A 14,703-nucleotide genomic window follows, 5' to 3' on the forward strand; every position below is an offset into this window, starting at 1 on the left:
GTCGACCTCGGGGCGCGTGGCGCTCGTGCAGCTCGGCGGGCCGACCTCGGGGCGCGTGGCGCTCGTGCAGCTCGGCGGGCCGACCTCGGGGCGCGTGGCGCTCGTGCAGCTCGGCGGGCCGACCTCGGGGCGCGTGCGGGGCGTTGTGGTGTCACACAAGGGTGCCGAGGTGAAACGGCAGGTCGGGTAGTCGCCGGCGCCGGGTCGAAACTGTGGGGAAGCACAATCGGCGTGCTCTCGGCCTTTCGCTCTGTGCAGATTGATCCGCAGATTTTGAATGGTCTCTGTCGAATGTCGTTCCGAGGTTGCCGGGATGCGCGGTGGGTGCGGTGGTGCTGGGTCGGTGGTGGGTGTCGGTGAGTCGTGGGTGAGTCCGGTAGGCGGTTTTTCATCGGCAAGGCTGTGGGATCGGCGGAGCGCAGCGGAGAGGATTCCACAGTCGCGGCAGCCCGACGTTTCCGGTGTTCTCGTGATGGTGTGCGGCTCGGCGTTGTGGTGTGGGTGTCCGTCGTGTGCCGGGCTTTTCGTCGGTGGGCCGGGATACGTTATGTGTGACCGTTAGTAACCAATGCATTGGGGGGTGAAACGCGAGGATGAAAGATGATGTCGAACAACCTGTGGGGGACGTTCGAGCCGGAACGTGTGTTGATCGGGACAGGCGAGTTGCGGGACCTCGCGGAGTTGCACGGCCCGGATAGTGGGTACGCGGAAGTGTGGGCGCGGATCGTGAAGAGCCAGCGGCGTAAGGGGTTCGTGCCGGATGGGTCGGGCAATTTCGTGCGCGCCGTCCGCGTGCGCCGCCGAGTGCCTGCCCGCAGTCCTGCCGCGTAGCTGTCGGCCACAGAGAAGCGCCCCCGGTTCGCCACAGATGCGGCGTCCGGGGGCGTTGTGGTGTTCGGGGTAGGTGTTCTCAGGCCGGGACGGCTACGCGGGGGTTCACGACGGGCAGGCTTTCGACACGGTGAGTGCGAGCGCCGAGGTACTGCGCGGCAGCGTCGACATGGGCAATGCAGACGGTGAGCCGGTGGCCGGTCTCGCCCTGCCCGCTTTCGTCTGTCTGGACGACGACGTTTGAGGCGGCGTCTCGGCATCCCTCCGCCTTGCATCGAGGGGGTCGCGGTTTCATGTTGGCGATGAGGTCACCACGGACGGGCACCCCGTCGCGGCGCAGCAAGTCGGCGGCGTTCGGGATGTGGGTCGAGCACGCGTGCACCGTGCGGCGCTTTCCCGAGGTCTGATAGATGACGGCGGTGACGGGCCGTCCGCAGTGCTCGGCCTGGCAGATGGTGGGCCGAGCTGGGGCGGGTCGCTGTGCCGCTGACGGGCGGCGTGTGGGGGCTGTGGTGGCGACTGCGGGCCGGGCGGCAGGTTTGGGGGGAAGTAGCGCGGCCGGGTTCGTGGGCGCGCCGAGTAGTGCCAGGGTCTGCTGGCCTATGTCGAGGAGGGTCGGCCCGGTCGGCTCTGCTCGTTCATCCTTGCGGCGTTTCAGTGCCTTGCGTATCTCGTGCTCGGACCATCCCAGCTCGCGCAGCTCTTGACGGGCTGCCCGGTTCTCTTGGCGCTGCCACTGCTCGTCTGTTTCTGGCGCTACGTCGGCCCGCTGCCTGCGCGGCTTTTTTGCAACGTATCCAGGGGTGGGTTCCGGCAATGGCTGTATCGGATTACCGGGGCGCGACATAGGGACCTTTTTCGCCGCCCCACATGCCTTGCATCGAACCGTCATCCTGGCCCGCGCCTTTGTTGTAAAGGCTGTGGAGCACTTATTGCAGGTGAGTGTGAACTCGGGTAGCGACCCGCGCGTAGTTCTCTTTTTCTTTGTGCGTGGCGTAGTCATGGTGAGGTCTCTCGGTCGGGGGTGTGCGGTCTCGGCAGTAACCGGGCTGGAAGGTGTGCGCGCTCGGCGAATGTTCGCGCGGTACCTTACTTTTCGGTGTGTATCCCCAGGTTACAGGGGGTGATTCGGAAATGTTGGGGGTGGGCCTCGCGACACGCGGTATGTGTCTGGTGCAGCCTGGCGGGCCGACCTCGGTCGGTAGAAGCTCTGTCGAATGTCTGTTGCGATAGCTATTCGACTAGCTGTGCAACCGTCTATGGAATGGCCGAAAAAAAGTCTATGGAATGGCGGTAAAACATTCTGTAAAAACGTCTATAGGAACGAAAACCGGCAATTATCGACCGCCCGAAACGGGCAGAATATCGACCCGAAGCACAGCGACACGCCCCTGACCTCGAATGCTTTGCGGGCGGCGTCGAGTCGCTTACTGTTGCAGGAATTACAGGCATGTAAGACACCGAGACACGAGAGGGGCGCGGCGCAATGGGTAGACCGACACTGACCGGGCAGCACGGAGTCGGGGAGTCGCCGAGGGTGTTCGCATCACTCCCCCCGCGAGACATGGCAGTACTGAGGAGCCGAGCGAAGGCGAGAGGTCTCACGCTCTCGGCATACGTCCGTCAGCTCTTGCTGGACGGGATTTACCCGAACGGTGCGCCGAGTGAGGCTGAGTCTGAGGCAGTGGAGGCGCAAGCGTCGTGACTGTCCTCGGCAGCGTCGTCGACCGCGCGCCGGTCGGCATAGACGACGACACCACGGGTGCCGTTGCGCCCGGTGTCGTGCCGGGGTTCTCTCGCACGCTGCCCGTCCTTGGATCGCACCCGGTCGCACGTACGCCGATCGGTCGGCGACTGGTCGGGCGCGGTCGGGCGCTGCTGGGAATGGTGAGCGGTGGCCGGTGGCCGGTGGCGCTGGACGGGATTCCATCACAGCTCGGACCTGACGACACCGCGCCGAGTGACCACGGACCGGAGCACGACGTTGCGCCCGGTTCTGTACCCGAGTCGGCGCACCGTGCCGCGCTAGTGCGTGACCTTGCGCCGGGGTTCTCTCGCACGCTGGCCGACCTCGAAGCGCACCCGGTCGCACGTACGCCGATCGGTCGGCGACTGCTCGCACACAGTCGGGCGCTGCTGCGCCGAATGGTGACGGATAAGACGTGGCCGGTGGCACTGGACGGCGTGCCGTCGCAGCTTTCCGACGTACTCGAGCAACTTGGACGACTCGCACGACACACGGGCCGCACGTCGGGGCCTGTGTTCGCTCGCGTGGCGGCCCGAATCGCTCTGCTCGTCACATTGCTCGGCCGTGGCCGATCGCTGCCCGTAGAGGGGCGCTCAGGCCGTAGTCGGGCGCTGCCGTGGCAGGACTACACCGACGCACCGAGTCAGCCGAACGCACCCCCGTACGCACTACCCGCGTACGGCCACAGAGAACACGCACACGAACCGATGTAGACGACACGACTTATCCCAGACATACGAATGCCCCCGCAACACTTTTGGCCGAGTCAGCGGGGGCAATCGTCCGAGACCACCCGAGAGGGCGATACGAGCATGACGATACCAAAGACGAATGACGGCGACGGGGCGGAAACGCCCCAGGCAGTGAGGTCGGCCGGGGGCCGGAACACGCGTGAGCGTGCGCCCCGGTCCAGCTCGGCCCCGCCGAAGACGAGCGCTGACCGTGTGAAGGCACTCGCCAAACTGGCCCGCGATCGGTACACGGTCGGCCGCTCACTAGAGGGCCGCGTGTTCGTTACCCCGAAGTCGGGGCCGCGCGTGAGTCGCTGGCTGACCGAGAACAGCGAAGAGATCGTTTCCGACCTGGCGCTGTATCTGCGCGACGTCACCGGCGAAGAGTTCAGCCGGACCGAGCGGGATAACGCGCTGCTGTCTCTGCGCGACGAGGCGCGGGCCGTTCCCCCCGTTCGCACGGCGTCACGCATCGCCAACCCTCGGCCGGGCGTGATCGCGGTCGACATGTGCAATGACGCTGGTGAGTGCTACGTGATCACGAAAGATGGATGGTCGATCACGACCGATCCCGGTGACGATGTGGTGTTCATCCGTGGCGAGAACGCCCGGCCGCTCCCGAGGGCTGTCACGGGCGGCGACCTCTCCCGAATCTGGGAGATTGCGAACGTGCCCGAGGAATCGCGGCAGTTGATCGTGTGCAACTGGCACACGGCAATGCAGCGCTCGGCCGACCATCCGATTATCTCGCTGGTCGGACAGGCCGGATCGGCGAAAACCTCACTGTCGGCGATCCTTTCGTATCTGCTGGACCCGATTGAGGGCGAAGGGTTCGACAGTATGCCTATCGCGCTGCCGGAAGACCCGGCCGAAATCTACGCGTTGGCGAGTAGTCAGTACTTCATTCCGTTCGACAACGTCGACAGCATGACGAAGCAACAGCAAACCGCTATGTCAGTCATTGCAACGGGCGGCATCTACGCACGCCGGGAGCTGTACACGACCGCACGTATCTACCGCGCGCCGGTACGCGGCTGCCTGATCCTCGCGTCAATTGACCTCGGCAAAGTGAAGCCGGACTTTATGGACCGCGTGATCACTGTCGAGATTGAGCCGATCCCCGGTGGTGTCTTCCGCGACCGCGCCGAGGTCAAGGCGGCGTTCGACGCAATGCACGCCGACGTGTTGGGCGGACTGTTCGACCAGGCCGTTTCCGTTCTCGGCGTATACGACCAGGTACAGAAGAACATGCAACAGCTGAAAATCCGCACCTCGCGACTGTCCACGTTCTCCTACACGCTGGCATCGTTGGATTCCCTGTACGGCACAAGCGCTTTCCCGCAATTCATGCAGGAACAGGCATCACGACAGGCCGAGTCGGCGACGGGTGACGCGCTGACCGCGTGCGTTATGGCGCTGATCGACGGGCAGGCTGGAAAGTCGCGCACCTACTCGCCTACTGAATTGCTCTCTGAGCTGGAAAAACAGCGCAAGGAAGCCGATCCGTTCGCACGTACCCCGATGGGCTGGCCCGCGAACGCACAGCACCTCACAAAGCGGATCAAGGAAATGGAGATTCCCCTGGACCGGGCCGGATACTCGGCCGCGTACCGGCGCACGAACAAGGCGCGTGGGTGGGTGCTGGCGCGCAAGCCTGCACAGGAAACCGCACCGACCACGGGCACTGTCGTGCCGATCAATCGCGGCACGCACGCACCGCACACGAGCGCCCCGGCCGCGCCTGAACAGGTGGCAGTGCGCACCGGAACGGACGACGTAGACACCGTGACCCCGGCCGCAACGTCGACCGCTAGCGCTCTGTCGCACCAATGCCGCCACCTTGGCGACCGTGGGCACAGAGAGTGCCAGCGCAACCGTGCCAAGAGCGCACCTCTCGCGGTGGCGTGCTCGTGCGAGTGCCACGACGAGCGCGGCGACCAGGGCGACGCACCGACGCCGACCGAGCCGACCTCGGCAGCGCCGACCGAGCCGACCTCGGCAGCGCCGACCGAGCCGACCTCGGCAGCGCCGACCGAGCCGACCTCGGCAGCGCCGACCGAGCCGGGGGCGTTCGAGCGTGCCCTCGCGCGGGGCGACGTAATCGACTCGTCCGAGCTGCCTCGCACCCAGAAAAAGCGCACGGGCACGGAAGCGCTGTCAGAGTCGGCCGCTCGTCGCACGGTGGGCGCTGGCGGGCTGTACCGCAAGCCGATGCACTACACGGCACGAGTGACGGCGTATGTCGACCTCGGGGCCGGTGTCGTCGCTCTCGACACGGGGAACCGCAAGACGGTAGCCAAGCGCGCAAGCCTGCTGAAAGTCATTGCGGCACTGCCCGAGGGCGTCGAACGTATCTCGCTCGTCGGGCACTACGTGGGCGGCTCCCCCGATTCGCACCGCAAGTGGTGCACCGCTGGCATGGCCGAGGAATACGACGACCTCGGCGCATTCGAGGGGATGCCCTACCCGCTGTACCTGTACCGGCACCGTGCGACCGGCCGGAAGATCGAAATCCGTCGAACGGCCGAGTGGCTGGGCGAACAGTCCGAAACCGATCCCTACTCGGCGAACGATGCACGGGACGCGCTCGGCATCGTGACGGCACGTCTGCGCGGCCGATTCGGCAAGGGTGCAGCGCTGCTGAGTTCACCGACCACGACCGGCCGGGTACTGCTCGAATCGAAACTACCGATGCGCTACACGTCGGCCGAGCCGGTGCCCTCACTCTCGGCCGAGCACCGTGAGCTGTACCGGTCGCACATGACCCAGCACCGACGCGAGGTGACAGCGCTCGACAGCGCGGCCGAGCTGCCGGGGTTCGCGTACCTGGACGGGCGTTTCATGTTCGCGGCGCTGACCCGCAACGTGGGCACCGGACCGGGGTCGCTGGAATACCGGGGAGAGTTTCAGCCCTACTCGCGGGGCATCTGGAATATCCGTTTCACCGTGCCCGACAACTGGGCGCACGTCGGGCTGTTGTCGGCAGTGACCGACGATGGTCTGATCTGGCCGTCTACCCCTGGCAGCACGTGGGAGACGTGGGCGGAAACGGCCGAGGTAAAGCTCGCTCTGCAGAACGGCTGGCGAGTCGAGTTCAAAGAGTCGCTGTTGCTCGACACCCCGAACGCCGATCCGCTGAAAGCGTGGCGTGACGCGCTGGTGGCGATCCGCACCGACATTGCGGCCGACGTTCAGGTTCCCGACCGCGTGCGCAAGCTCGCTGCCGGTGCCGTGCGTGACATGCTGCTGCACGCGATCGGTTCATTCAACACAGGTGCCGCGCGTGAACAGACGCGGCGGGTAACGGCGGCTGAGATTCCCGCGAACGTGCTCGACGCCGAGCCGGTGGGCGGTGGCCTGTTCAAGATCACCGAGACCGTGGCACGCAAGGCCGGTGACGAGAAGTGGCAGCGCCCCGAGTGGGCCGGGAAGATCTGGGCCGAGTCACGCGTACGCATGTTGTCGTGGCCTCCGAAGCCGGGCGCGAAACGCGCTGACACGCTCTCGGATTGGGCACCGATTGGCGCGCTGCACTTGCCCCGTGAACAGGTGCTCGGATTCTACGGTGACGCTGTGTATCTCACGCGTGACCCCGAGTGGGCCGACGACGGGGCCGAGGGCCGCTTGCGGGTCAAGGGGCAGCTTGCGGGACCGCTGCCCGTTCCCGCGACTGAACATGATCTTTTCGACTTGGCACGACGTAGCGAAGGCAGCAAGTAATGGCGCGCAAATTCTCCCCGTCCGAGTGGATCGGCCGACTGAAAGAGCGCGGATTCTCGCGCAAGGAAATCGGCGAGAAGATCGGCAAATCGAGTGCGTACGTCGGCAAGGTCGAACGTGGCGAAGTCTCGGGCCGAACCGTTGAATCCGAGCTGCGCAAGGTTGGCCGGTCACGGGCGAAGCCGGAAGCGGTAAAGGCTGTCCAGCGCGAAGAGCGTTCGGCACTGCCCCGCCAGCGCAACACGTACCAGGAAACGCCCGGCGGGTTCGTCGCACAGACACACGCGGGCGCTCCCCTGCTGAACGCATTGCGCCGGGCCGCGAACCGTGGTCTGACGGTTTCGCTGCTGGTGACGTTCGCGAAAGCATCCAAGTACGGCCGACCGGCCGAGGCAGACAGCCGGGTCCGCATGTATGACCACGGAATCAAGGCCGCTGACCTGCTCCGAACGATCGGCGACGACAACCCGGCACAGGTGCTCACCGACATTGCGCTGTCTATGCAGCAACACGGGCGGACGATTCTCACCGACGCCGAGGGTCTGGGCGGAATCTCGCTGACCGCGACGAACCTCGGGGGCAACGATGGGCTTCTGTGACACGTGCGGGGAGCGCCCCCCGATTCGGGGCGGACGGTGCCGAGAGTGCGCCCGTGAGGTGGATAACGGCCGGTGGTCTATCCGGCCGACACAGGCGGCAATCCTCGGGGCCGGGGCGGCGTGCGTGTACTGCGCTGCCCCGGCAACCTGTGCCGATCACATTCGGCCACTGCGGCACGGGGGCACGCACGAGGTGGGCAACCTTGCCCCCGCGTGCAAGGGATGCAATCTGAGCAAGGGCAGCAAGTCGCTGCTACAGCTACACGCCGACGGCGTTCGCGGATTCACGCAGAATCGCGGGGGCGTACCGCTGGCGCAACGCCGGATAGAGCGGGATCGGGTGCGGCACGCGCTCGGCGTATCCGGCAGCGTGCGGGCCGAATTTCTGCGCCAGCTCGGGGAATGGTCCGAGCTGGCCGGGGCCGGTGAGGTGCCCTGGCTCGGGCTGTACTTGGAACCGCTGTTCACGCACTGGACCGACAAGCGGCCGAGCCGAGACGAGATGCGCTCACTCGGTTTCGTGCTGCACCGAGGGGCATGGAACTACCGAGGGGCGACAGCGACGACGGGGGCCGCACGGTGATCACGCTGGAACTGGGCCGCGAACGGTGGATGGATCGGGCGGCGTGCACCTCGGAGGGCGTGGACCCGCAATGGTTCGACTTCCGAATAGACCTCGGCGACGGGGTGCACGAGGACCATGCAAGCCGTCGCGCCCGACACGAGCGGGCCGAGCGCGTGTGCGCCGTGTGCCCGGTGCTCGCGACGTGCTCGGCGTGGGCCGAGTCGAACCGGGTCGACGGTGTGCTCGGCGGGGCGCTGTGGGCGTTGGACGTTCCCAATGGGCAGTCGCGTCGGCGGGTCGGCAGATGGCCGGGGCGGGCCGCGTGAGTGCGGCTGATCGGCTCGCGGCCGGGTCTGATGACTCGGCCGCGTGCGCGTTGCTGGCCGACGTGCTCGGCGCGTCTCGGCTCGTGCGGCCGACCGCGTGCGGGCGCATGGTGGCCGCACTGACCGTCGACCACTCGGCCGGGCGGGTGGCGCTCGTGTTGTCGGACGGCACGGGGCGACTATCGACGCCGAGGGATCGGGCCGACTGGATCGGGATAGCCGAGACGCTGGCGCGGCTCGTGCGCTCGGCCGGTGTGCTCGTCGCTGTGGATCCACTCCGAGACCTCGGGGTGTTGGCGGCGCAATTCCACGCGCACCGCGTGACCCGCTCCCCCGCGCTGCCGGTGACGCTGGCCCCGCTGGTCTGCTCGGCGCAATCGGTCGGGCTGGCAGACCTCGGCGACCAGGGCGACGTGTGGACGCTCGCGGAAACGCTGCTCGCGGCCGGGGCGGCTCGGGCACGGATACCGACAGCACGGGCAGCGTGACCGGCCGAGGTCGGTGACGGCGCGTGTGTGCTCTGTTGCCGACCTCGGGGACGTTCGTCGTTGTTTGTCACTACTCCACAACAGCGCCGAACCGCGCCCAACGGGGCAGAGCAGGGCCGAATGGAAAACGTGAGGTCAGAGCGTCGGGCGGTTCGGCCGGCGACTTGCCCGCGGTTCGGCCGACGACTTGCTGAGGCTGTCACTATCCGACAAACCGGCGGTTGCGGCCGAGTGGCGACGGCTGACCGAAGGGGCCGACCTCGGCGACCGGAGCGAAGGGGCCGAGCTGCTGGCGCTCGTGTGATGTGTGCGTAGGTGTGCGCTCGGTGCTGACGTACGCGACAGGCGCACCTGTGACGCGCGTGCGTGGAGGTGCGGCGCGTGGAGGTGCGGCGCGTGGAGGTGCGGCGCGTGTGTGGGAAAGTGGCAGACCTTTCGGGGTATGTCATCGGGTTGCCATCGTGGTTGCCCGAATGTGGTACCTCGGGAGGCTCTATCTGCTCGCCCGGCCTCGTCCCTATCTGGTTCTTGAAACCTGGGTTGACCTGCGATGACATACCGGCGCGACGCGCTGGGGGTTTCCGTTCTAGGCGTTCTCGTCGCGGGTGTGTTGGGGCTGACTCCGAAGTTTGCCGTACTGCCGTATCTACCGTATAGCCGTATAAATTGTTTGCCGTATTGCCGTATGTCCTTACCGCCTTATATGCCGTAAGTACGGTACGTTCCGAGGTGTGAAACTAACAGTGTCCAGCCTTAAAGGCGGAACCGGGAAGACCACTAGTGCGGTATGTCTGAGCCTTGGCCTCGCAAGGCGCGGACACCGGGTGTTGCTGGTCGACAGCGACGGCGAACAGCAGAGCAGTCTGAAATGGAGTGAGCGCGCCGAGTCCTGGCCTACCGAGCAAGTGACGGTTATCGCGTGGTCGGGCCGAGACCTCGGCCGACGCATTCGGGCTGTCGCCGACGATTACGACTCGGTGATAGTCGACACCGGCCCGAGCAACCGAGCGGTTCTCGCGGGTGCCCTCGGGGCGACCGGCCGACTGCTCGTGCCGTGCGGTCCTCGGTCTCTCGACGTCGCGGAACTGAGGGCAACCCTCGATATCGCCAGCGAAGTTGATCAGGTGACCCCCGTCTTCATGAACGTTCTTCTGACGATGGTCAGGCTTGGCACCCGCTCTGCCGACGACGTGCGAGACGTGCTCGAGACCGACCTCGGATACCCCCTGTTGAAGTCCGTGGTGCCCTTGCGTGAGACCTACGCGCACATGTTTGCCTCGACACCCGACAACCTCGGCGCATATGACGACGTGCTCGAGGAACTACTCGCCGACGACACCGAAACAGTGAGGGCATAAGCGCATGGCAAACAAGCGACCGAGCGAGGTTCGCTCAACACTCGCGGCGGCAGCATCCGAGCGAGTCACTACCCAGCCGGAACGGGAGAAGGAAACCGAGCAGGGCAGTGCTGTCCAGGGGAAGCCCGACACGGTAAAGACGACTCTCATTCTCACGACCGCTGAGGTAGACGACTTTGATCTACTCGCGCGGCGGGTGCGAACGGCGGGCAAGGGTGCGAAGCGCATAGCGAGATCGGATCTCATTCGGGCAATGCTCACGTTCTCGCTGGAAGACGAAACGATGCCTATCGAGCTTGCCGAGATCGTGAAGCGTCAACAGCAAGAGCAGAGGCAGCGCCGGTCCGTATAGCTGTACCGCCGTATTGCCGTACTGCCGTATTTACAGCATCCCCGCATCCCCGAACCGAGACCGGGGCCGGGGCTTCACACACCGAGAGGCGAGAAGATGCATAGCTCTGACCAGGGCAAAGAGGACGTAATACACCGCAAGGTAAGCGCCGGTGAGATTCGTATTGTGCGGATCACGACGGATGGAACGGCGACAGTCGAGAGTGTGCAGCGCTCGGGGGAGGTGTACCGCGGAATCGTGGGCGGCTGGATTGAGCGGGTCACGCTGCCCGCGCCGTTCGGTGCCCTGTATCTGAATGAAGAGGGCAAGCTGTCCGGTCTCGCGCCGAATCCGGTAGCCGAGCGCGTGCTACTCGGTGCGGGTGCGAACTTGCTGCCGGGGGACTATCTCACCGGCAATGCGTTCTTTGTCGGTCCCGTGAATGATGCGGGCAGCGATACCGACGTAACGAGTGCTCTGCTGGACCTGCTCGGCCGACTGGCGGTGAAGCTGTGAAGCCGGGCGCGCGTTGGTTCGCGCTGCTGATTCCCTCGCTGGCGGCAACGGTCCTCATCGCCGGTATTTCGTTCTGGCTTTCTTTCGAGGCGCTGGCAGAGCTGGCGGCAATGGCGGGCACGACGGGCGCGCGCGCCTACGGCATACCGTTGGTGGTTGACGGGCTCGTGGTGGTGTCCACTGCTGCGGCTGGCGCGCTCGTCGGTGCGGCGCACTTGTACGCGTGGTCGGTGCTGATTCTGGCGAGCGTTGCGTCGATCGTGGGCAACGCGCTTCACGCTGTTCTGTCGCCACACGAAACGGATACGTCAATCGCCGTTGCCGTGGCCGTCGTCCCACCCGTCTCGTTGTTACTCGCCACGCATCTCAGCATGATGTTGGTACGTAGGGCACGAGAACAGCGCGGTAATGACCAGGTGGCCGACCTGTTCTCTCACCTGTTCGACGCCGAGCCTGCCGACGCCGCCAGCGCGCCCGAGGTCGGCCGGAAACGGTGGTGGAGTCGGGGCAAGGTTGCCGACGTGCGCCCGGCCGCTGCCCGAGTGCCCGAGCCTGCCGCGTCGGCCGAGGTTCCCGCGCCTGCCGTGCCCGAGCCTGCCCCCGAGGTGCCCGACGTTCCCGAGGTTCCCGCGCCTGCCCCCGAGGTGCCCGACGTTCCCGAGGTTCCCGCGCCTGCCGTGGCTGAGCCTGCCGAGGTTGGCTCGGTCGCCGAGGACGTGCCCGAGGTTCCGCGCCCCCGTGCTCGTCGTGCAGCTCGGCCGCGTGCGGGTGCCGTGCCCGAGCCTGCCCCCGAGGTGCCCGAGGCCCGGCCGCGTGCTCGTCGTCCGCGCTCGTCTGCTGGTGCGTCTATGCCGGTGCCCGAGTCCGTGCCGGTGCCCGAGGTGCCCGAGGTGTCGAACGTGCCCGACGTGGCGGCTGAGCCTGCCCCACGGACTCGCCGCGCGTCTCGGCCCCGTGCCGCTGCCGTGGCCGCGCCCGACGTGCCCGAGGTCGGCTCGGTGCCCGAGGACGTGCCCGAACTGGTCACCACGGGCAGCTGACCCGCTCACGTATGTAGCGCCCCCGGTCGGTATTCGGCCGGGGGCGTTCTCGTGTCTGCACGCGGCTGTGCTGTGCTGGCAGACCTCGGGGGAGTGGTTGGCCGACGCCGTGCTGTGACTGTGCGTGAGGTGTCTGACCCCGGTTCAATATCTGCACTTGGTTCTGTGTGAGTCCTGTTGAACGCGCACTGTCGGTAGAGGATTCGTCGCTGCCCGCGCGCTCGAGATTGTCGCTCAAAAGATGTAGGTTCACAGCACACGTTCAGATGACGTGCGCCCCGCGACGGCACAGACCGTCAGTCAATCGGCGGCAATGTGGCAAGAGACGGAGTAATCGACCATGGGTGAGCACGGGTGCGCTTTCGAGACGCGGGCGCGGCTGGACGGCGGGGCCGCGCGCCCCGGTCGGCGTTGGTTCCCTTTCCGGCGTGCGAGGGTGACTCGCCAGCATTGCGGGATTCCGCGTGTGGGAATGGCGGCGTGCCGTGCTGGCGCGTTCGCTGACAGGCGCTCGCCTGTCTTCGCATCGTGGGTAGAGCCGACGCCCGAGGGCGGTTCACGTGTGGTGCTGCTGACTGCTGATGACGTGCTCCCGTACATCTGACGCCCCCGATTCCATGCGCCCCCGGTCACGCGGCCGGGGGCGTTGTGGTGTCCGGGGCGCGTGGCGCTCGTGCAGCTCGGCGACCAGGGCGACGGGGCCGAGGTGACCTCGGGGCGCGTGAGGGGCGTTGTGGTGTCACACAACGGGGCCGAGTGGTGGCCGAGTGAAACGGCAGGTCGGGCAGTCGCCGGCGCCGGGTCGAAACTGTGGGGAGACACAATCGGCGCGGGCACGGGCACGGCCGTCGCGGCGTTGTCTGCCGGTCCTGTGTTCGCGCCCGAGGTGGGCCGGTGCTCGGTCCGGTGCTCGTCGCTGCCGACCGGGCGCGCCGCGTGCTCGGCGTGCGGTCGGTGGGCGGCTGCCGTGTGGTGCTTGGTCCTGTGTTCGTCTGCTGCTGTCCTCGGCCCCCGTGCTGGCCGCTGTGCGGCGTGCTGCGGTGCGCCGGGGATCGGTCCCGGCCGTGGCCGTGTGTGCCCGGCTGGCCCGATCCGAGGTGTCCGCGCGTATGGCATTGCGTACATCTTGCGCGTACGTCAACGTACGTGATCGGCGTACGATTGACGTATGACTACAGCACAGAGGCCCGAAGTATCGGTTACGCACGCGCGTGACCATCTGTCGGCGACCATTGCCGAGCTGGAAACCGCGCAAGCGATACAGCTCGTGAACCGTGGCCGAGTCGTTGCGGTGCTCGTCTCCCCTGAGCGGTTCGAGACCATGCTCGACGCTCTGGAAGACGCCGAAGATTACAAAGCGCTTGCCGAGCACGCGGCCGATCCTGACCCCGATCTGATCCCGTGGGAGGACGTGAAACGTGACCTCGGACTTGCCGGGTGAGTGAACGCTACAGCGTGCAGATTCCGCGCAAGGTTGCGAAAACCATTGCGTCACTGCAACGGACGGAACAGCGCCGCATCCAGGGTGCGATAGAGATACTGGCGGACAATCCGCGCCCCCCGAGCTGTACAGCGATGGTCGGTTACGCAAATACCTATCGTGTGCGGGTGGGGACGTATCGAATCATCTATGAGGTGCGAGACCGTGAGCTGATCGTGATCGTCATACACGTCGGACACAGGAGAGACGTGTACAGGTAGACGCACCCCCGCGCCCCCGGCCGAACTGGTCGGGGGCGTTTTCGTGTGCCCGCTGCCTGCCGCTGATCCGCCCGCACGCGGCCGATCCCCGGCCCCGGGGTGCCCGAGGTTGCGCCGGGCCGAGTCGCGCTCGTGACGTTGCCGCCGGGGGCCGAGTCACGCTCGTGACGTTGCGCCGGGTGCCCGTCGCTGCTGTCCTTCGGCCCGCGTCCCTGCCGCGACGTGCGCCCGGCCGCTGTGCTCGGCCCGCGCTCTCGCTGGCCGTGCGCCGAGGTGCCCGACGTGTGCCGGGTGCCGGTCCCGGCCGCGCCCCGGAACCGCCCCGCTCGTCCCGGCTGTCTTTTTGCCGGATACGTGCCCGAGGTGCCCCGGCTGACCGATCCGGTGTCGTGCTCGACCCTTCCGATACCGGGATGCATTTAACTGCAACGACATTCGGATAGAGGGCCGTTCAAAGAGGCGCGCACCCATCATTTAGGCACAGAGATTCTGTAGAATTTACCGGAACAAGTGTCTAGATGTCAAATATCAAGGTGTGTTATATCGAAAAATGATGCACGACAACAACATTCGAGAGTGCGCTCGAAAAGTGTTGATTAACAATAACTTTCCGCAATTCGATCGAAAACTATTGGTAGATAAAACATTTCGATGACGCATTGAAGGCCGAAGGCCGAAAATGCGTGCACCACAACGGTTTTCAGAGCGGCCGAAGGCCGGTCCCCGGCCGCGCCGAAGGCGTGGGCAGGC

15 protein-coding genes and 1 pseudogene are annotated in these 14,703 nt (G+C 66.2%); 15 read left to right on the plus strand and 1 reads right to left on the minus strand.

Translation table 11 applies throughout. The annotated features are described in order from the left end of the window. The 7 genes and pseudogenes from ACFU5V_RS42430 to ACFU5V_RS42460 all read left to right on the plus strand — a co-directional run. Window positions 1-190: hypothetical protein (locus tag ACFU5V_RS42430; RefSeq protein ID WP_378707331.1), on the plus strand; the 190-nt coding region annotated here is incomplete at its 5' end. Window positions 191-600: 410 nt separating this feature from the next. Beyond that, complete coding sequence (locus ACFU5V_RS42435) at window positions 601-831, plus strand: hypothetical protein (RefSeq protein ID WP_378707333.1); 231 nt, start codon at window positions 601-603, stop codon at window positions 829-831. A 73-nt stretch (window positions 832-904) separates the two neighbouring features. Continuing rightward, complete coding sequence (locus ACFU5V_RS42440) at window positions 905-1,075, plus strand: hypothetical protein (protein WP_378707335.1); 171 nt, start codon at window positions 905-907, stop codon at window positions 1,073-1,075. Window positions 1,076-2,532: 1,457 nt separating this feature from the next. After that, the gene (locus ACFU5V_RS42445; protein WP_378707337.1) at window positions 2,533-3,291 is read left to right on the plus strand and encodes a hypothetical protein; all 759 of its coding nucleotides are present in this window, start codon (window positions 2,533-2,535) and stop codon (window positions 3,289-3,291) included. Window positions 3,292-3,522: 231 nt separating this feature from the next. Beyond that, the gene (locus ACFU5V_RS42450; RefSeq protein WP_378707339.1) at window positions 3,523-7,029 is read left to right on the plus strand and encodes a hypothetical protein; all 3,507 of its coding nucleotides are present in this window, start codon (window positions 3,523-3,525) and stop codon (window positions 7,027-7,029) included. Beyond that, the gene (locus ACFU5V_RS42455; protein ID WP_378707341.1) at window positions 7,029-7,628 is read left to right on the plus strand and encodes a helix-turn-helix domain-containing protein; all 600 of its coding nucleotides are present in this window, start codon (window positions 7,029-7,031) and stop codon (window positions 7,626-7,628) included. The genes ACFU5V_RS42450 and ACFU5V_RS42455 overlap by 1 nt, the downstream gene beginning before the upstream one ends. Then, window positions 7,615-7,860 (plus strand): annotated as a pseudogene (locus tag ACFU5V_RS42460) (HNH endonuclease); the annotation flags it as partial. The gene ACFU5V_RS42455 and the pseudogene ACFU5V_RS42460, both read left to right, overlap by 14 nt. Before the next feature lie 27 nt (window positions 7,861-7,887). Here ACFU5V_RS42460 and ACFU5V_RS42465 read toward each other — a convergent pair. Then, entirely contained in the window at window positions 7,888-8,100 is a 213-nt protein-coding gene (locus ACFU5V_RS42465; protein WP_378707359.1) for a hypothetical protein, read from the minus strand. A 65-nt stretch (window positions 8,101-8,165) separates the two neighbouring features. Between ACFU5V_RS42465 and ACFU5V_RS42470 the strand changes: the two genes are divergently transcribed. The 8 genes from ACFU5V_RS42470 to ACFU5V_RS42505 all read left to right on the plus strand — a co-directional run bounded on the left by ACFU5V_RS42470 (window position 8,166) and on the right by ACFU5V_RS42505 (window position 13,953). After that, complete coding sequence (locus ACFU5V_RS42470) at window positions 8,166-8,519, plus strand: WhiB family transcriptional regulator (RefSeq protein WP_378707343.1); 354 nt, start codon at window positions 8,166-8,168, stop codon at window positions 8,517-8,519. Next, on the plus strand, window positions 8,516-9,007 hold the full coding sequence (locus ACFU5V_RS42475; RefSeq protein ID WP_378707345.1) for a hypothetical protein: 492 nt from the start codon (window positions 8,516-8,518) through the stop codon (window positions 9,005-9,007). Before ACFU5V_RS42470 ends, ACFU5V_RS42475 begins: the two co-directional genes overlap by 4 nt. A 743-nt stretch (window positions 9,008-9,750) precedes the next feature. Further along, window positions 9,751-10,365, plus strand: a complete 615-nt coding sequence (locus ACFU5V_RS42480; protein WP_378707355.1) for an AAA family ATPase — start codon at window positions 9,751-9,753, stop codon at window positions 10,363-10,365. 4 nt (window positions 10,366-10,369) lie between these two features. Next, entirely contained in the window at window positions 10,370-10,717 is a 348-nt protein-coding gene (locus tag ACFU5V_RS42485) for a hypothetical protein (protein ID WP_378707347.1), read from the plus strand. 96 nt (window positions 10,718-10,813) lie between these two features. Beyond that, on the plus strand, window positions 10,814-11,212 hold the full coding sequence (locus tag ACFU5V_RS42490) for a DUF3846 domain-containing protein (RefSeq protein WP_378707349.1): 399 nt from the start codon (window positions 10,814-10,816) through the stop codon (window positions 11,210-11,212). Continuing rightward, window positions 11,209-12,252: a DUF2637 domain-containing protein gene (locus tag ACFU5V_RS42495; RefSeq protein WP_378707351.1), complete on the plus strand. Its 1,044-nt coding sequence runs from the start codon at window positions 11,209-11,211 to the stop codon at window positions 12,250-12,252. Before ACFU5V_RS42490 ends, ACFU5V_RS42495 begins: the two co-directional genes overlap by 4 nt. 1,168 nt (window positions 12,253-13,420) lie before the next feature. Then, window positions 13,421-13,693, plus strand: coding sequence for a type II toxin-antitoxin system Phd/YefM family antitoxin (locus ACFU5V_RS42500; protein WP_378707353.1), 273 nt, complete (start codon window positions 13,421-13,423; stop codon window positions 13,691-13,693). Between the two features lie 14 nt (window positions 13,694-13,707). After that, window positions 13,708-13,953: a type II toxin-antitoxin system RelE/ParE family toxin gene (locus ACFU5V_RS42505; protein WP_378707357.1), complete on the plus strand. Its 246-nt coding sequence runs from the start codon at window positions 13,708-13,710 to the stop codon at window positions 13,951-13,953. The last annotated feature ends 750 nt before the right edge of the window (window positions 13,954-14,703 follow it).

This window comes from Rhodococcus sp. NPDC057529, from assembly GCF_042802055.1.
In the GTDB taxonomy this organism is placed as follows: domain Bacteria; phylum Actinomycetota; class Actinomycetes; order Mycobacteriales; family Mycobacteriaceae; genus Rhodococcus_F.

Bases quoted from the DNA above. Each gene is read 5' to 3' on its own strand.
- ACFU5V_RS42455 (WP_378707341.1), top strand. From the start codon at position 7,029: ATGGCGCGCAAATTCTCCCCGTCCGAGTGGATCGGCCGACTGAAAGAG.
- ACFU5V_RS42500 (WP_378707353.1), top strand. From the start codon at position 13,421: ATGACTACAGCACAGAGGCCCGAAGTATCGGTTACGCACGCGCGTGAC.
- ACFU5V_RS42470 (WP_378707343.1), top strand. From the start codon at position 8,166: ATGGAACTACCGAGGGGCGACAGCGACGACGGGGGCCGCACGGTGATC.
- ACFU5V_RS42485 (WP_378707347.1), top strand. From the start codon at position 10,370: ATGGCAAACAAGCGACCGAGCGAGGTTCGCTCAACACTCGCGGCGGCA.
- ACFU5V_RS42490 (WP_378707349.1), top strand. From the start codon at position 10,814: ATGCATAGCTCTGACCAGGGCAAAGAGGACGTAATACACCGCAAGGTA.
- ACFU5V_RS42435 (WP_378707333.1), top strand. From the start codon at position 601: ATGATGTCGAACAACCTGTGGGGGACGTTCGAGCCGGAACGTGTGTTG.